Source organism: Sphingomonas sp. MM-1 (assembly GCF_000347675.2).
In the GTDB taxonomy this organism is placed as follows: domain Bacteria; phylum Pseudomonadota; class Alphaproteobacteria; order Sphingomonadales; family Sphingomonadaceae; genus Sphingomonas_E; species Sphingomonas_E fennica.
On record NC_020561.1, the window covers coordinates 3,099,195 to 3,116,651 of the forward strand.

Sequence of the window (17,457 nt, forward strand, 5' to 3'; positions counted from 1 at the left end):
ACGTCCTTCACATTATTCTATAGGGTGTCGAGCCATCCCATCAGATTGGCATCTCGCTTCCACGAAGGTGGCACGTTGCTCGCCGCCGGGGCGCCAACCTGTTCCAGCGCCTTTCGTTTGGTCTCCAGATTGGCCTGAGCATAGTGATTGGTCGTATCGAGACTGACGTGCCCGAGCCAACTGCGGATGACGGTGATATCGACTCCGGCGGCAACGAGGTGGACGGCGGTCGCGTGCCGGAAGCTGTGAGGCGTAACGTGTTTTGACTGGAGGGTCAGCGTCGATTTCGCGGCTTGTTCCACGTAGGCGTTGAGCTTGAACCGCACCCCTGACGCCCCTAGCGGTTCACCGTATCGATTGACGAAGATCCGCTCATCGGGCGCACGCGGCTGTCGCTCCAGTAGCTTCCTGAGCAATGCCACGGTTTCTGGCCAGAGCGGGCAGATGCGTTCCTTGCGCCCCTTGCCGTAAAGACGCACGAAGTTCGGTGCATCGAACCGGATTGCTTCGGGACAGAGGTCAAGCGCCTCTTGGATTCGCGCGCCACTGTTATAGAGGAACGAGAGCAGTACATGGTCGCGCAGCCCTTCGAGTGTCGATCGGTTGGGCTGGGCGAGGATGGCCTCGACCTCCTCGGGCTCGAGGTAGCACGGCGCGGAGGTGGGCTCCCGCTTCAACGGAACAGCCAGGACCTCTGAGCACTGCGCGATGTATTCCGGATTCTTGTCCGCCACGAAGCTGAAGAAGCTGCGGATGGCGGCCAGTCGGCAGTTCCGCGTGCCGATCGTGGTCTTGCGGCCATGCTCGGTATGATGAAGGAACGCGCGCACCTCGCCGGCCGAGACGTCGGTGAGCGTCAGCCGCGCGACCCCGCAGCCTTTTCGCTCCGCGACGAACCGAAGCAGCAGCCGCCAGGTGTCGCGATAAGAGCGGATCGTGTGGATTGACGCGCTGCGCTGCTCGGCCAGCCACTCCTGGAAGAACGCCCGCAACAACGCGGGCAATGGATTGCCTTTCCTCATGGCCGCGCCTCCGTGACAAGGCACGGGGCGCCGAGCGCGCGGAACCGTTCACTGGCTTCCTGCAACAGATCCTGCGTGACGGTGATGTAGACCAGCGTGGAGTGGAGATCCCGGTGCCCCATGTAGGTCGAGAGGAAGTGCAGTTTTTCCTGAGGGTTAATGCCGGACCGGTACCACTGGAGGATGCGGTTCACCACCATCGAGTGACGAAGGTCATGGACCCGCGGCCCGGTCCGGCCCGAAGCGGGCTTGAGCCCAGCACGGCGCATGACGTTGGTAATCATTGTCGTAACCGCCTCGGGCCTGTAGCGGTCATTTAAGTGGGCATGCCAGAACAGCCCTGATTTCGGGTTCTGTGGGCCGCCAGCGCGCCGCCTCGCATCGATGTACGCGCGCAGTTCGACCGCGACACTGTCGGATAGAGGCAAGATCCTGGTCTTGTAGAACTTCGTTTCCCGGATCGTGATCGTGCTTGATTGCAGGTCCACGTCACCAAGATCGAGCCATGCCAGCTCGCTTCGCCGTAGCCCGGCACAATAGGCCAGCATGATCATGGTGTAGAGGGTCAACGGCCGCAGCGGAGCGTCCGGCGACGGATAAGTCCGTGCGGTATCGAGCATACGCCGAACGTCAGCCGGGCTGAAGATATGCGGTTGCCGATGCTCCCGCGCTACTTCCCGCTCTGGCCGGGGATTGAAGCGCTTTGGCGGGATAGTCGGATCGAGGCGGAACCGCGCCTTGGTCAGGATGCGCGCCAGCTTCTGGCATTCAGCCGCGTGGTTGCGGGTCGGCTTGGCAGCCGCCCAGCTCGCAATCATTGCCTCAAGTGGTTGCTCCGCGAGGTCGGGACGGGCCTGAAGGAACCGATCGAACCGCAGCAGCCAGTGAGCCTGCGCTTCATATTGATATCCCCGGCTGCGCATCAGCATGACATGGTCTTGCATGAAGTCACCCAGCACGCTGCCGAAGGGCGCAGGCCGTCGTAACGCGGCCAAGGATTCGTCGGGATTCGGGGAAGCCAAGGCCCGCCAGATCGGCTTGCTTTGCTTGACGTTGTACCGACGGCGAAGTGCAGCAACAGGGTTGTCGGCGATCAGCCCGATTTCGACGAGGTGGTCGAGGAAGCGGTCGACAATGCAGACCTGATTGAGCAGCGTCGACAATCGCCAACGTTTTTGCATCTCCTTCAGCCAGGCGTCGAGCATCTGCCGGTCCACCGCCGGATGCCGGCGGGCAACATCTTCGAAGGTGCAAAGGAACCAGCGATATGTCGGTACGCTTCCCGGCCGGAACTGCGATTTTACCAGGAAGGCGTCGACGACGGTGCGATCGGGATCGTGCCAGGCGCTCATGACAGCACCTCCATTCCAGGCACCTCGAGTGCCACGGCTCGGAGATCATCTGTTGCCAGTTTGAGATAAGTATTGGTGGATTCGGTGGATCGATGCCCGAGCACGTCGCCGATGATCTTTTGCGGGACCGATGCCCGCAGCATTTCGACCGCACGTGCGTGGCGGAAGACATGCGGCCCCCGCTTTCCTGCTGGCACTACGCCTGCGGCGGCCAACCGACCGCGGATCATGCCGTACAGGTTCGTCATTGCGATATAGGGTGCGCAGGATCGGACGAAGATTTCCCGCACTTCAACCTGGGGCCGCCCAAGGCGCAGATAATCCAGCAGCGCTTCACCAACAGTCACCATTAGCGGCATGTACGAGTACGCGTTGGTCTTGGTGTGGCAGATCCGGAGGGATTCTGCGCGCCAGTCCACGTCATCGAGCCGAAGGCGGCATATCTCACCTTCGCGCAGCCCATACGTGGCAAGCAGCTGAAGTATCGCATAATCGCGTAGTCCGCGTGGCGATCTGTCCTCCTGCGTTGTCGCCAGAACCGCGGCGATTTGGCTCCTTTCCAGCGTCGACGGCACATCTTCGTAGGCATAGAGCATGGGGCCGATGATGTGTGGCGTCAGATCGGTCGGGATGCAACCCGTCCGATGCAGATGGCGAACCACCGAACGGAGACGCTCAGCGACATCGGCCAATGATTTGCGCCGTAAACCAGGCGCGCGCATGTCCATGTAGAGATCGATGTCCACGATGCTCAACGTTTCGAGGCTGGCGGCACCGGCCCGGTCGAACTGCCATCGCAGGAAGTTTCGCGCCTCCCACATCAGCGCCGCAATGGACGCGCTTGCCAAACCGCGCTCCTCGCGCAGCCATGCCTCGTATTCGCGGCAAATTTCATGTCGATGCTCGTCATCGGGACCGATCATTTCTGCGTCCGGGGGCCAATTGCCTTGAGCAAGCCGGAGGAGCTTGGCGATCGCGGTGCGGGGCAACATGTGCCAACGCGCACTGGGAGGCCGACCGTACTGGATCTCAAAATCCTGAACCGCATAGCCAAAATACTGATCGACCTGCTGCGGCGTCACAGTCTCGACCTGTATATCGCACTCGGCCAGATAATCGAGAAACGCGCGGGCGTAGAGACGGTGGTTCGCCACGACCACGGGATTGTAATTCTGTGTGGTGAGCGAATTCGAGAGTTCGGTGATCAACTCGTCATGCAACTTCAACATGATTGCCTCCTCAGCTGGTCCAGGGACCGCCGAGGTTCGCAACCAATATAATGCGCAGCAACTGCGCACACTATCATGGGAATTCGCCGGTTACGCCGCGCTCCTCCGCATTACCGCTTCCTCGCGATAAGCGATCATTCACGCGAACCTGCGCGAGGCGCTCGAGGCGACCCGTATTGTCGATGCCGACAGTGGCGACACGCTCAACAGCGGAGCCAAGTCCGCAGCGCTATCGATATTCGAGGGCACCAAGCAGCGCTTCTTCGCCCAGCTCCTCCTGTCGATGAAGCTGCCCAGCCTGCTGCCCGCGATCGAAACCGCACTCGCCGACGGGAATTCCGTGGTCGTCCAGCTGGTTTCGACCGCCGAGGCCATGCTCGACCGGCGCTTGGCGGAACTTTCGGACGAGGAGCGCGAGGCGCTGGAGATCGACCTCTCCCCGCGCGAATACGTGATCGACTACCTGGCGAAGAGCTTTCCGGTTCGCCTGATGGCCGTGTTCACGGACGAAAACGGCACTGCGCGTTCCGAGCCGATGGTCGATGATGAAGGCCGCCCGGTGCTGTGCCGTTCGGCACTCGCCGCGCGTGACCGGATGATCGAGCAACTCTGCGCGCTACCGCCGATCGCCACCGCGCTCGATGCGATCATCGAGCGGTTCGGGGTCGATCAGGTCGCCGAGGTGACCGGCCGCCGCCGCCGGCTGATCGTCGGGCCGGACGGGCGGCAGAAGCTCCAGGCCCGCAGCCCGCGCGCCAATGTCGCTGAAACGCAGGCCTTTATGGACGGCGTCAAGCGCATCCTGGTGTTCTCCGACGCGGGCGGCACGGGGCGAAGCTACCACGCCGATCTTGCAGCGAAGAACCAGGCCCGCCGCGTGCATTTCCTGCTCGAGCCGGGCTGGCGCGCCGATGCGGCGATCCAAGGGCTCGGGCGCACCAACCGCACCAACCAGGCCTCGGCGCCGCTGTTCCGTCCGGTGACCACCGATGTTCGCGGCGAGCGGCGGTTCATCTCGACAATCGCCCGCCGCCTCGACAGCCTTGGCGCGCTCACCCGCGGACAGCGCCAGACGGGCGGGCAGAATCTCTTCGATCCGGCCGACAACCTCGAAAGCGTTTACGCCAAGGAGGCGCTCAATCGCTGGTTCGGGCTGCTGTTCACTGGCAAGCTCGAGGCGATCGGGCTGGCCAGGTTCCAGGAGTTAACCGGGCTCCGGATCGAAGGGCCCGACGGCGGCATGGTCGACGATCTGCCGACGATCCAGCGCTGGCTTAACCGCATCCTCGCGCTCTCGATCGCCTTGCAGAACGCCATTTTCGACGAGTTCATTGCCCTCGTCGAAGCGCGCGTCGATGCGGCACGGCAGGCCGGCACGCTCGATCTCGGCGTCGAGACGATCGCCGTCGAAAGCTTCGAGATCCTCTCGGACACTCTGCTTCGCACCGATGCCCTGTCGGGCGCGACGACGCACCTGCTCGAGTTGGAGATTGCCCGCGCCCTGAAGCCTCTGACACTGGCGAGGCTGCACGAACAATACGGAATCGACGATCCACAACACCGCCCCCTGCGCAACAGCCGCTCCGGCCGCGTCGGACTTCTCGTGCCGGCCCGAAGCATGTTGACCGACGAGGGTGCGCGGATCGCGCAGTTCGAACTGCATCGTCCGCTGAAGCGGGGATATCTCACCGCTGACCAGCTGGACGAGAGCAGTTGGGAGCCTGTCGACCAGAACGAATTCCGGCGCCTGTGGCAGGCGGAGGTCGACGAAGCGGCATCGAGCCGCAAGCATGAGCGGCTCCATCTCGCGACCGGCCTGCTGCTGCCGGTCTGGGACAAGTTGCCGACCGACCATGTGCGGGTCAGCCGGATTTGCGCGGGTGACGGCCGTTCGCTTCTCGGCCGCGAAGTTCCGATCAACTGCCTGTCCGAGCTTTGCCGGGCTCTCGGAATGGATCAAGGACCTACTATCTCCGCCGATGAACTGGTGGCGTCGGTCCTGGCGACCGGCCGTCCGCTCGAGATCGGAGGAAGGGAGCCACTGACGCTCAAGCGGAGCCTCGTGAACGGGAGGCAGCGACTTGAACTGACGGGATGGAGCGCCGCCCGCCTCGACTGGTACAAAGCGCAAGGCTGCTTCACGGAGATCATCCGTTACCAGACCCGCCTGTTCGTTCCGCTCGGTGAAAGCGCTTCGATCATTACGTCGCTGCGCTCGGCCTGAGCGCGCCACGCTCGGGCGTTTTGGCGTTGTGGACGCTGCGTGGACCGGCGATGGCGGGCTGCGCGTGAACTACGTTCCGAGGCGGTGCGGATCGTTGGCAAACGGCGGTTTGCCATAGGCCTGCCGGAACGACGCGATTAGCTCGGCCTCCACCTCGACGGGCACTTGCCCCGGGGTCTGCTTCCACGCGACGAGAAGCTGGTCAACGCGTGGCAACTGCCAGATCAGACGTCCACCCCAGTGACCTACAGGCTTCCCCGCGCCGAAGTCGGCGAACTGTGTGAGGCGGCGATTCAGCTGATCTGCTTTGCCGATATAGACCACCTCGGCATCATCGACCCAGTTAGCGGCGAGCGCTTCGTGCGAGACGGTCGGGTCTTTGCCCTTGAACCATCCCCCGCAGCTTTGCTCGGCAAACGTGAGGGGTTTGCTGCCGCCGTAGGTTATTACATACACCCCGCCCGACGAAGGACAGGCACTTGCCCGGACCTCCCCGAAGGGAACCCAACCGGCGAATCCACCCGCTTCCAATGCGGGGCGCGTAAACTCCACGAGTGCCATACAGGACTAACCCCAGGTGAGGTTTTCGATTTTCTTGTTGAGCAGGTCATTGGGAAACGCACGAATCAATAGAGACTCGATGTCGCCGATCATCCCTTCGGAAACCTGATAGGCGCTCACATACTCTGCCAGCTCATGAAGCCGAACATTGATCGGTCTGATCTGACGCCGCATTTCGTCCGAGGTACGAAAATCCTGGCGCCGTTCTGGGTGCTGCACGCGCAAGATCCGTTGAAGGTTTGGATCGCGGTCCCGGTTATAGGCCAGATTTATCTCCTTCCAGAGCGACTGGGCCTTCGTCTTGCCAGTGTATAGTGCTCGGCCACGACTGTCGTAGAAGATGTAGACGCCGCGATGGCGTTCTAGCTCGCGCTTCAGACCCGTAAGGTAAGGATGCTCGTTTTCGCCTTTCCCGGGGTCGAAGATGCGACAATTAGAACCATTGCCCACCGTCGTTCTCTGAATTTGGAAAAATTCGACGATCGGTTTGATGGCCTCTGACTCAGTCCGGCGCTTCGATGCCTTCACTACGGCGGTAAGAAGGCCAACCATTTGGCGCGTTGTGACCATCTCTCGCGAGCGCCAATTCGCAAGTCCGGTTATGCTGATGCCAAGATACTCGGCAACGGCACGATCCGTTGGTGCGGGCGAGCCCGCAACCGCGATCGAGCGGCGCACCTGATCGATTAGTTCTTTTCCGTTCACCCCAACCCCCAGCCGTCACCTTAGCTTCAAAGGCCGCGAATGAAAGAAGCGCTTGTGCGCCTTCCGCGCAAAACCGGTTCCTCTTGACCGCGCCTTCGGGTCAAAGGGCTAACAGCGGCTCGCGTGAACTCTGAGCGAGCAGCTCAACGATGAACGTCCGCGCAGGTGGCGTTTCGAGCAGGTCCGTCTCGGCGGCCGTGTGGTTGAGCCATTGCATGACCTGGCGCCGGTGAATGATCGCGCCATGCCGCTCCTGGTAGCGCGCGACCTCGGGATTGGCGGCGACGGTCACGATCCGGTAGCAGACCGGCCAGTCTCCCATTGCCGGTTCCCAGATGCCGGCGAGATAGAAGAAGTTTCCGCCATCGAGCGTGACCCGGTATGTCTTGTCGCCGACGGACATCCGGAATTCGGATGCCGGGATCAGGCAGCGGTGGCTCGGGAAGGTTTTGCCTTCGGACCGCACGAAGCGAAAGGACACGCCATCGCTGAAGCGGGGGTTGGAACCCCAGACCGCCTCGATCATCTCGATCTCCTGGGGATCCTCCGGATTTCGCCGGATGATCGGGCGGCGGCTGTCGAGCGGCGCGTCCGAATCGAAGGGTGTCGGAGTCGGATGCATGGCGAGAACATACAAGGAACACGATCTTCGGACAAGACCGACGGAGGCTGGGGGAGCAGATGTGCAATGACTATAAGCTCGAGGTCGACATCGCCTCGATTGCCGAGGACTTCGACAACCTCAGCATCAAGATCAGGATGCCGGAAGGCGCGCCCAACGTGCCCGCGCGCGAGGACATCAAGATCTCCGACACCGCGCCTATCGTGCGCGGCGTCGAAGGGGAAAGAGGCGTCGGCGAGCTGGTCAACCGGCGCTGGAGCTGGCCGGGACCGGGCGGCAAACCGGTCTATAATTTCCGCTCGGAAGGGCGCGAGTTTACCTCGAACCGGTGCCTGATCCTTGCCGACGGCTTCTACGAGTTCACCAAGCCGGACGACCCCAAGCAGAAGCGGCAGAACAAGTGGCTGTTCACGCTGCGTGACCACCCCTGGTTCTGCATCGCCGGCATCTGGCGGCCGCATGCGGAGGTCGGGGAAGTGTTCACGATGCTCACGACCGATCCGGGCGAGGACGTCGCGCCGTATCACTCTCGCCAGATCATTCCCCTGCCGCGCGAGCGATGGGCCGACTGGCTCGATCCGTCGGTGCCGGCGGAGGAGGTCCTGCAGGTGCTTCCCAAGGGCAGCCTTGCGGTGCGACGCGTCTACCCGCCCGAAGCGGCGCAGGCGGCCCTCCTCTAAAGCTAGTGGAAGTTCCGCGACCTGATCTTGATTCCCTCGGTCGGCTGGTCCGGGACGATGCCCGAGCCAAGGCGTAGATCGGGTATGTAGATGTCGCGCGGCGAACGGCCGAGCGACCGTCCGGCCGGGTCGCGCGGATCGGGGCCCATGCCGTGCTTGGCCACGTCAGCCCGGCTCACCCGGTAGACCGTCGCCACATCCTCCCGCTCGCCGACGCCCGCCAGCAGGCCCGACATGTCTTCGAGCCGCTGCGCCACGACATGGATTACGTCGCCTTCGCGCTGGACGCGACCGCGCACGCCCATCATCGAGCTTCCGAGCACGACCCGGCGATGCTTCTCGAACAGGTCGGGCCAGACCACCAGGTTGACGACATCGGTCTCGTCCTCGAGCGTGATGAACATCACCCCCTTGGCCGATCCGGGCTTCTGCCGGACAAGGACAAGCCCGGCGATATTGACCATGCGCCCGTCCTTCATGTCGCGCAGCGCCGAGCACGGCGTCATTGCGCGCCTGGCGAGTTCGTCGCGCAGGAACGCCAGCGGATGCGCGCGAAGCGACAGCCCGATGGCGCGGTAGTCTTCGACGACCTCCTGGCCTTCGGTCATCGCGGCGAGCGGCACCGCCGGTTCCGTCGCCTCGGGGCGCAGCCGCCGCTCGCGTTCGTCCGCCGCGGCAAAGAGCGGCAGCGGCGCGTTGCCGAGACCCTTGACCTCCCACAGACCGGCACGCCGCGAGGGTGCGATCGATCCGAACCCGTTTGCCTGGCCTATCCGGTCGAGCGCGCCCGCACCGACGCCGGCTCGGCGCTGGATCTCCTCGACCGAAGCGTAAGGCCGGTCGCCGCGCGCGAGCACGATCGCGGCGCCGTCCTCGTTGCGCAGGCCGCGCACCTGCGACAGCCCGAGGCGCACCGCCATGAACCGGCCCTTGGAGGGCTCGAGCGTGCAGTCCCAGCGGCTCGCGTTGACATCGACCGGCCGCACTTCGACCCCGTGCGCGCGGGCATCGCGGACGATCTGCGCGGGCGCGTAGAAGCCCATCGGCTGCGCGTTGAGCAAGGCTGCGCAGAACACGTCCGGATGGTGGCACTTCATCCAGGACGAGGCGTAGGCGATCAGGGCAAAGCTCGCTGCGTGGCTCTCGGGGAAACCGTAGCTGCCAAAACCCTCGATCTGCTTGAAGGTCTGCTCGGCGAAGGCGCGATCATAGCCGCGCGCGATCATGCCATCGATGAGCTTGTCGCGGAAATGGCTGATTCCGCCGGTCAGCTTGAACGTCGCCATCGCCCGCCGCAGCAGGTCGGCCTCGCCGGGGGTGAACCCGGCGCACTCGATCGCGACGCGCATCGCCTGTTCCTGGAACAGCGGCACGCCAAGCGTCTTCTCGAGCACGCGGCGCAGCTCCTCCTTCGGGTAGGTGACCGGCTCCCTGCCCTCACGGCGCCGGAGATAGGGATGGACCATGTCACCCTGGATCGGACCAGGGCGGACGATCGCGACCTGGACGACAAGATCGTAGAACGTCCTTGGCTTGATCCGCGGCAGCATCGCCATCTGCGCGCGGCTTTCGATCTGGAACACGCCGAGCGTGTCGGCCTTGCGGATCATGGCGTACGTTGCCGAATCCTCGGGCGGGATCGTGGCGAGGTCGAGCTCCAGCCCCTTGTCCTCCTCGAGCATCGCGAACGCCCGGCGCATGCAGCCGAGCATCCCGAGGCCAAGCACGTCGACCTTCATGAAGCCGAGCGCGTCGATATCGTCCTTGTCCCACTCAATGATCTGCCGGTCGGGCATTGCCGCCGGCTCGATCGGCACCAGCTCGTCGAGCCGGCCGAGCGTCAGCACGAACCCGCCCGGATGCTGCGAGGTATGCCGCGGCGTGTCGATCAGCTCCCGCGCCAGCTCGAGCGTGAGAAGCAGCCGCCGGTCGGCGAGGTCGAGGTTGAGCTCCTCGGCGTGGCGCTCGTCGACGCCTTCGCGGCTCCAGCCCCAGACCTGGCTGGCGAGGCCCGCGGTCACATCCTCGCTGAGCCCTAGCGCCTTGCCGACCTCGCGCACGGCGCCGCGGGCGCGGAAGCGCGAGACGACCGCGGTCAGCGCGGCGCGCTCGCGGCCGTAGGTCTCGTAGATCCACTGGATCACTTCCTCGCGCCGCTCGTGCTCGAAATCGACGTCGATGTCGGGCGGCTCGCGCCGCTCGGCCGAGACGAAGCGCTCGAACAGCAACTCGGATTTGACCGGATCGATCGAGGTGATGCCGAGCACGAAGCACACCGCCGAGTTCGCCGCGCTGCCGCGTCCCTGGCACAGGATATTCTTCGAGCGCGCGAACGCGACGATCGAATGGACCGTCAGGAAATACGGCGCATAACGCAGCTCGGCGATCAGCTTGAGCTCGTGCTCCAGCTGCACGCGCACCTTGTCGGGCAGCCCGCCGGGATAGCGCTCCGGCGCCTTCTCCCAGGTGAGCCGCTCGAGTTCCTGCTGTGGCGAGAGCCCGCTCGGACCCACCTCGTCGGGATAGGTGTATTCGAGGTCCGAGAGCGCGAATTGGCACGCCCGCGCGATTTCGACGCTGCGGTGCACCGGGCCGACATCCCCGAGGTAGCGCTGGAACAGCCGCTCCATCTCCTCGGCGCTTTTGAGGTGGCGGTCGGCAAAGCGCTCGCGCCGCCGGCCGAGCCGGTCGATCGTGCACTTCTCGCGGATGCACGAGACAACGTCCTGCAGCATCCGCCGCTCGGGCGAATGATAGAGCACGTCGCCGGTGGCGACGGTAGGCACCCCGGCGGCCGCAGCCTGCGCAGCCAGATCGCGCAGCCGGATCGCGTCGCGCGGACGCCGGCGCAGCGTCAGCGCCATGTACGCCCGTGGGCCGAACAGCCGCCGGCAGCGCGCGAGCGCCGCCTCGTTTGCGGCGTCCGCCCGGTCGGGAACGAGGATCGCGATCAGCCCCGCCGCCCAGTCCTCGAGATCCGACCAGTCGAGGTCGCAGCCGCCCTTGCCGGCGCGGCCCTTGCCGATCGAAAGCAGCCGGCAGAGACGCCCGTAGGCGTCGCGGTCGGTGGGATAGACGAGCAACGATGTGCGGCAGACGAGATCGAGCCGGCAGCCGACGATCGAGCGCACGCCGGTCACCTTCTCCGCGTCCATCGCCCGGACGAGGCCGCCGAGCGTATTGCGGTCGGTGACCCCGAGCGCCGGCAGGCCGAGCAGCGCCGCCGCGGCGAACAGCTCTTCCGGGCTCGACGCACCGCGCAGGAAGCTGAAGTGCGTGGTCACCTGCAGCTCGACGTAGCGCGCACCGTCCAGGGGATAGGCGCCGGTCACGCGAAGGCTCCGTGGATGAACCACTGCATCGGCCCGGTCGCGGGCTTCTCGCCGTCGCCGAGCCGGAACAGCCAGTAGCGCCCGCCGCCGAGCGTCTCGACCTGGAAATAGTCGCGCACGGTATAGGGCGCATCGGCCTCGGTGCCGCCGTCACGCCACCACTCGCCGTGAAGCCGCTCGGGCCCGTCGGCACGCACCACCCGGTGGCGCTGGCCGCGCCACACGAACAGCCGCGGCGGATGATCGGGGAGCAGCGCCATCACCTCGATCCGCTCGGGCGGATCGAGCATCCGCGCCGGCCGCGGCAGGTCGTCCTCCCACACAATTGCTGCGGGCGGGGCCAATGCCGGGATCGAGCCCACCTCGCGCTCGGGCATGGCGCTTTCGCGCGGCGACGCGCGATATAGGCAGCGCTGCCCGAAACGGTTCGCCAGCGCGTCGACCAGCGCGGGCAGGTCCGGGCCACGAGCGGCGGGGCTGGCAAGCCCGTCGGCCTGCGACGGCGCGAGCGGCTCGGAAAGCGGACAGGCGAGCGTCATCCCCTCGATGCCGAGGCCCGGCTCGATCTCGCCGATGCGCGCGTTCAGCAGCCGCGCAAGGTGCGGCTCGTCGCGCGTCGGCTTGGCGGTCCCGACGCGAACCGCCTGGACATGGCCGTCGACGCGCTCGAACAGCAGGTCGAGCCGGCGTGCCCCGCGGCCTTTGGCAAGGAGCTGGGCCGCCAGATCGCGCACCAGGTCGCCGATGACCTGCTCGAACGCCTCCGGAGTGCCGATCGGCTCAAGCAGGCGCCGCGTTGCGCGCGGCACTTCGCTGGCGACCACCGGATCGATCGGCTCGGGCAGAGTGCCGAGCGCCTGGTCAAGACGGCGGTAGAGCTGGCGCCCGAAGCGCTTGGCGAGCGGCGCGCGCGGCGCGGCGATCAACTGCTCGATGCGCGAGAACCCCATGCGCACGAGCTCGGCCGCGACGCCGGGCTCGATCCGCAGCGCCGAGACCGGCAGCAGCTCGAGCGCCTGCACAGTCCGGCGAGGTTCGACATGGATGGGCCGCGCGCCGCGGACATGGCGCGCCACCGCATGAGCGCAGCCGGCGGTATCCGCGACTGCGACATGCGCAGCCAGACCCGACGCGCGAACCCGGCGGTAGAGGTCCTTGGCCAGCGCGATCTCGCCGCCGAACAGGTCCTCGCAGCCCGTGATGTCGATCCACAGGCCGTCGGGCGGATCGGACGCGACCTGCGGCGAGTAGCGCCGGGCTGCCCACAGCGCGAGCCGCCGCAGCGCCTCGCGGTCGCCATCGAGGTCCGCATCCACCACTTCCAGATCCGGCACCAGCGCGCGAGCCTTGGTCACCGTCATGCCCGGAACGACGCCCATCGCCAGCGCGCGCGCATCGGGGCTGGCGATCACGCGCCGGCCATGATCCGGCAGGACGGTGGCGAGCGACGGGGCGTCGTCAGGCGGCGGCTTGCCGCGCTTCCGCCGCAGCCGGTCCGTCGGCCAGTGCGGCAGGAAGAGCGATACGACCCTGCGCATCGCAGGCCTCCACTATCCAGTGTTTGGGGTCGCCGCCGCGCGCCCGCTCGAGTGTCACCGACCAGCGCGGGCGACCGAGGCTCGGCAGGCCCATTTCCTCACTGGGGGCTGCACGCACCCGCCAGCGGGTCGTCGCCGCGCTCCCCGCTGCCGCCGCGTCAACCGGCGAGGCCCGGCGGAAGACGAAAGCCGGCACGCCGGATTGCTCTGCCGCGAGCTGGAGCCGGCGCGAGGCCGTGAGCGAAAGCTTTCCTGTCTCTCCGACGACGCCGCCGAGGCCCGCATGGCGCAGGCATTCCTCCATCGCGATGAGCACGTTGGTGTCGCTGCCCGCCTCGACAAAGATCACTCGGTCGGGGTGGAGCCCGGCAAGATGAAGCGCGGGCGCAAACAGATCCCGCCAGCGCAGGCACCATAGCACCGTGCCTTCGGTGCGGGCGAGGATGCCGGCGAGGAACACGGTCGCCGCAGCATCGTCGCTGAGGTCCGGGCTGCCGGCGATTTCGTGGAGCGCGCCCGTGGCAATCCCGCCGGCGGGCAGATGGCCGTCGATGGCTTCAACGCCGAACGGCAGCGTCTCGTGGCGGGCGCCCACGCTCTCGATCCGCGCGATCTTGGCGCGCAACTCGGCAATGGCGGCAGGCTGACGCATGGCATCCCAAAGACTCGGAAGGGCGGAAGAATGTTCCCTCTATGTTCTCACCCTCGCCCGCGTGGAGTCAAGCGCGAAGAAACCGTCGCAGCGACCGCCGGGGAATGGACGGAAGTGGGCGCAGCTAGCCCGCGGCAGGGGGAGCGAGGGTGCCGAGCCAAGCCACGACCGCGAGGATCGCGGCGCCAGCCGCCGCCTCCAGGCCCACGCTGAGCCGCAGGGCGCTGACTGCACCCGCGGTGTCGCCGCCCGCAAGTACCTGCCCGAGCCGCGGCGTATGCCGGAACCGGTTGGCGGCGGCGAGGCAGACCATCAGCAGGAACAGGGCGATCTTGAGCAGCAGGAGCCGGCCATAGCCAGTCGCGGCAATTTCGCCGATACGGTCGGGCCCGACCAGGACCCAGCTGTTGACCACCCCGGTCAGCAGCAGGACGGCCACCAGCACCGACCCCAATCCGGAGAAACCGTGCAGTCCCTGGTGAAGCGCTTCGCGCTTCCCAGGCGCATCCGGCGAGCCGAGCAGCAGCGCGAACCCGGCGAGCGCCCCCAGCCAGACGGTTGCGGCGAGGAGGTGGAGAATGTCGCTGCCGAGGTGGATCCACCCGAGCGTGCCTTCGGTCGCGGCGGCGTGGCCCAGCCACGCGAGCGAAGCTGTCGCGCCAGCGCCGAGCGTGGCCGTCGCGACCAATGTTGCCCGGCCCGGGCTCGCCAGGATCACCACCAGCAGCGCGGCAAGCGCCAGCACGGCTCTGGCGGCAGCCGCCTGGCCGAGGGTCATGTAGGAGACGACCGAGCCCATCGCCTCGAGAGTGAACCCGCGAGCGAGCGAGCCTTCGAACAGGCTTGCCTGCGCCGCGATCGCCAGCGCGGAGCCAAGGGCCAGCAGCGCGGCTCCGCCCGCCAGGACCCACCGGGCCCAGGGCAGGCGTGACGGCGACGCGGCCCCCGCGGCGGGCAGCGCGTGGAGCAGGAACAGCGACAGGCCGAACAGGATCGTCGCTCCTGCATATTGGACGAACCTGAGCCCGATGATCGCAGGCTCGATCACCCGTCAGGCGACCTTGAAGTTGAACGTGCCGCTCATCTTGTGCCCGTCGGCCGAGGCCGCGGTCCACACGACCCGGTAGTCGCCGCGCCGCAGCGCCGATGCTGGGGTAGCGACGACACGCTTGCCGTCGCGCAGGACCGTCACGTTCACCGGCACCTTCATGCGGTGCGCCGGCATCGTCAGCTCGACCTTCGAGAAACGCGGCACCAGCCGCTCGTTGAAGGTGAGAGTGATCGTGCGCGGCGCCGTGCGCAGCGTGGCGTTTGCCGCCGGACTGGACGATTCAAGCTTCGCGTGAGCGAAGGCGGGAGCGGCGCTGAGCAGCGCCGCCGCTCCGCCGAGCGCAATCAATGAAGAGACTATTCGAGACATTACAAACCTCCTTGCCACGTTCCCCGGATCAGCATTCGAAAATCATAGGTATTCCGCCGTGCATTCATGCTGAACCTGCCCGACACCCGTCATTCAGCCCGGCCTTTCGTCCGTGCGCGACCATCGCGGGCGGGCGCGGCCGAACGGCTCGAACCTATTGCCCGCTCATATTATGCCCGGCGTGCTCGTCAGCCTCGGCGGCAGGCTCGGGCGTTGGCGTCTGCGTCGGACGCGGCGAAGGCGTAGAGCGGGCCGGAGCCGGACGGCTGGTGGCCGCCGGCGCGGGCGCGGCAGGCTCGGCCGCCGAGGCCCGGGTCGCGGAAGGCATCGGCTCGCCGTTCAGCATCGCCCGGGTCATCTCCGCCTCCTCCTGCTGGCCCGCGCGGGTCTTGTTGACCTGTTCGCGCACCGCACCGGTGACCCCGCTTGCGAGAGCCGCGTCGGACAAGGCCACGCCGCCCTCGTGATGGGCGAGCATCTTGCGCATGAACGTCTCGCTGATGTCGGCGCCCGAGGCCGCCATCATTTCCTGCTGCATCTCGGTCATCGCGGCCTGGAAGGGCTGGCCGCTCTGCGGGTTGGGCGAGCCCTCCTTGACCAGCTTGCGCAGCGCCTCGACCTCTGCTGACTGCTTGTCGATCGATTCCTGCGCCATCTGGCGGACGTGGTCGCTCACATTCTGCTGCAGCCCGATCCGCGACATGTCGATCGCCCCCTGGTGATGCACGATCATCTTGCGCACCCAGCTGTCGCCGACGTCGGTGCCGACGGCCGCCATCATCTCGTCGTTCATCTTCTTTTCGGCCGCGGCGAACGGATTGTTCGGATCGACCGCGTCAGCGGCATCCGCCTGTTCGGTAGCGGCGGGTTCGGCTTCCTCGTTCGATCCGCACCCGGCGGCGGCAAGCGCCGCGCCGAGGGCAATCGCCGTTGAGATTATCCTGCGCATTGATCTGACTCCTTTCCCGAAGTGGCTTCCTGGCTGATGGAGGGGCGCTTGTTCACCGCTCAGCCGACGGCGAGAAATCCAGCTTGCCTGTCCTCTTGGTCATGCAACGAACGGCTCGGCCCGGCCGGCACCGTCGAAGGCCATGACCTCGAACGGGTCCTTCGAACCGTCCGCCATTTCCATTCCGGGCGAGCCGCGCGGCATGCCTGGGACCGCGAGGCCCTTGATGCCCGCGGGCCTGGTCTCGAGCAGCTTGGCAACGTGCTCGAACGGCACGTGACCCTCGATCGCATAGCCGCCCACGATGGCGGTGTGGCAGGAGCGCAGACTGTCGGGGACGCCATACTGCTTCTTGACCGCGTCGATGTCGGGGCGGTCGACGACGCTCACCTGGTAACCGGCCTTGGACGCGAGATCGGCCCAGGCCTTGCAGCAGCCGCAGCTCGGGTCGCGGTAGACGGTCATCTCGGAGGCGAGGGTCCGGCCGGGCGAGGGAGCTCCCTCCGGCGCCTCGGCGGCCTGCTGCGATGCCGGCGTTCCGGCGCGGCCGCACCCGGTGGCAACGAGGCCCGCGAGCGCGGCCATGCCGCCGACGATGCTTCGGCGCGTAACTCTCAGGGTGGTTCGATCCATCATAAGTCTCCAGCTGGCAGCGTCACAGACGCTCCATGATCCGCTTCATCTGCGCGATTTCCCGTTCCTGCGAGGCGATGATCCCGTCGGGGCCGAAGCAGAGCTCGCGGATTTCGGGATCGTCGAGCGGCGCCTCGCGGCACATCAGGATCGCCCCCGAATGGTGCGGGATCATCGAGCGGACGAACTGCTTGTCGCCGACGAGCGCCTGGGTGCGGACCGCCGCGAACGCGAGCACGAACACAGCGGCCAGCGCGGCGTAAAGGACCAGGTTGAGCCGCTTGTTGGGATACATCGAGCCCATCATCAGCAGCATCAGCACGCCCATCGGCATCGCCATGGTGAGCGCCATGTAGAAGAAGTTGATGTTGTGGATGAACTCGCCCCAGCCGCGGATCATCTCGAACATCACCAGGTACATGATGAGGGTGCTGATCGCGAGATTGAGCGCGAGCATCCAGTAGGGCTTCGCGCCGGATGAAGCGCCATGCTGCGGATGGTGGTCGATCATCACAAATCCTTTCGCTCAGGTCATTCG

At 66.1% G+C, this 17,457-nt stretch carries 16 protein-coding genes; 2 read left to right on the forward strand and 14 right to left on the reverse strand.

The features are described from left to right. Window positions 1–17: 17 nt before the first annotated feature. The 3 genes from G432_RS14845 to G432_RS14855 are packed head-to-tail and all read right to left on the reverse strand — an operon-like array spanning window position 18 to window position 3,603. Entirely contained in the window at window positions 18–1,022 is a 1,005-nt protein-coding gene (locus tag G432_RS14845) for a site-specific integrase (RefSeq protein WP_009823939.1), read from the reverse strand. Then, window positions 1,019–2,374 (reverse strand): tyrosine-type recombinase/integrase, encoded by a 1,356-nt coding sequence (locus G432_RS14850; protein ID WP_009823940.1) that lies wholly within the window; start codon window positions 2,372–2,374, stop codon window positions 1,019–1,021. The genes G432_RS14845 and G432_RS14850 overlap by 4 nt, the downstream gene beginning before the upstream one ends. After that, window positions 2,371–3,603 carry a site-specific integrase gene (locus tag G432_RS14855; RefSeq protein WP_015449381.1) on the reverse strand — a complete coding sequence of 411 codons (1,233 nt, stop codon included), beginning with the start codon at window positions 3,601–3,603 and terminating at the stop codon, window positions 2,371–2,373. The genes G432_RS14850 and G432_RS14855 overlap by 4 nt, the downstream gene beginning before the upstream one ends. A 283-nt stretch (window positions 3,604–3,886) precedes the next feature. On the opposite strand from G432_RS14855, the gene G432_RS14860 reads away from it, so the two are divergent. Beyond that, window positions 3,887–5,827 (forward strand): strawberry notch C-terminal domain-containing protein, encoded by a 1,941-nt coding sequence (locus G432_RS14860; RefSeq protein WP_015459636.1) that lies wholly within the window; start codon window positions 3,887–3,889, stop codon window positions 5,825–5,827. A 69-nt stretch (window positions 5,828–5,896) separates the two neighbouring features. Here the strand turns inward: G432_RS14860 and G432_RS14865 are convergent, their stop codons facing one another. From G432_RS14865 to G432_RS14875, 3 genes are all read right to left on the reverse strand, one after another. After that, window positions 5,897–6,388 carry a hypothetical protein gene (locus G432_RS14865; RefSeq protein WP_015459637.1) on the reverse strand — a complete coding sequence of 164 codons (492 nt, stop codon included), beginning with the start codon at window positions 6,386–6,388 and terminating at the stop codon, window positions 5,897–5,899. Window positions 6,389–6,394: 6 nt separating this feature from the next. Further along, the gene (locus G432_RS14870; protein ID WP_144062062.1) at window positions 6,395–7,093 is read right to left on the reverse strand and encodes a hypothetical protein; all 699 of its coding nucleotides are present in this window, start codon (window positions 7,091–7,093) and stop codon (window positions 6,395–6,397) included. 100 nt (window positions 7,094–7,193) lie between these two features. Then, entirely contained in the window at window positions 7,194–7,730 is a 537-nt protein-coding gene (locus G432_RS14875; protein ID WP_015459639.1) for an SOS response-associated peptidase family protein, read from the reverse strand. Between the two features lie 44 nt (window positions 7,731–7,774). Between G432_RS14875 and G432_RS14880 the strand changes: the two genes are divergently transcribed. After that, window positions 7,775–8,395: an SOS response-associated peptidase gene (locus G432_RS14880; RefSeq protein WP_015459640.1), complete on the forward strand. Its 621-nt coding sequence runs from the start codon at window positions 7,775–7,777 to the stop codon at window positions 8,393–8,395. 2 nt (window positions 8,396–8,397) lie between these two features. Here the strand turns inward: G432_RS14880 and G432_RS14885 are convergent, their stop codons facing one another. The 8 genes from G432_RS14885 to G432_RS14920 form a co-directional block, all read right to left on the reverse strand. Next, entirely contained in the window at window positions 8,398–11,727 is a 3,330-nt protein-coding gene (locus G432_RS14885; RefSeq protein ID WP_015459641.1) for an error-prone DNA polymerase, read from the reverse strand. Then, window positions 11,724–13,265 carry a Y-family DNA polymerase gene (locus G432_RS14890; protein ID WP_015459642.1) on the reverse strand — a complete coding sequence of 514 codons (1,542 nt, stop codon included), beginning with the start codon at window positions 13,263–13,265 and terminating at the stop codon, window positions 11,724–11,726. Before G432_RS14890 ends, G432_RS14885 begins: the two co-directional genes overlap by 4 nt. Further along, complete coding sequence (locus tag G432_RS14895) at window positions 13,186–13,917, reverse strand: ImuA family protein (RefSeq protein WP_015459643.1); 732 nt, start codon at window positions 13,915–13,917, stop codon at window positions 13,186–13,188. Before G432_RS14895 ends, G432_RS14890 begins: the two co-directional genes overlap by 80 nt. A gap of 124 nt (window positions 13,918–14,041) precedes the next feature. Continuing rightward, entirely contained in the window at window positions 14,042–14,965 is a 924-nt protein-coding gene (copD, locus tag G432_RS14900) for a copper homeostasis membrane protein CopD (protein WP_015459644.1), read from the reverse strand. Between the two features lie 3 nt (window positions 14,966–14,968). Further along, complete coding sequence (gene copC, locus G432_RS14905; protein WP_041864946.1) at window positions 14,969–15,337, reverse strand: copper homeostasis periplasmic binding protein CopC; 369 nt, start codon at window positions 15,335–15,337, stop codon at window positions 14,969–14,971. Between the two features lie 154 nt (window positions 15,338–15,491). Next, complete coding sequence (locus G432_RS14910) at window positions 15,492–16,286, reverse strand: DUF305 domain-containing protein (protein ID WP_015459646.1); 795 nt, start codon at window positions 16,284–16,286, stop codon at window positions 15,492–15,494. Window positions 16,287–16,385: 99 nt separating this feature from the next. Continuing rightward, window positions 16,386–16,919, reverse strand: a complete 534-nt coding sequence (locus tag G432_RS14915) for a DUF411 domain-containing protein (RefSeq protein WP_041865451.1) — start codon at window positions 16,917–16,919, stop codon at window positions 16,386–16,388. A gap of 22 nt (window positions 16,920–16,941) precedes the next feature. Beyond that, window positions 16,942–17,430 carry a DUF305 domain-containing protein gene (locus G432_RS14920; RefSeq protein ID WP_015459648.1) on the reverse strand — a complete coding sequence of 163 codons (489 nt, stop codon included), beginning with the start codon at window positions 17,428–17,430 and terminating at the stop codon, window positions 16,942–16,944. Window positions 17,431–17,457: the final 27 nt, after the last annotated feature.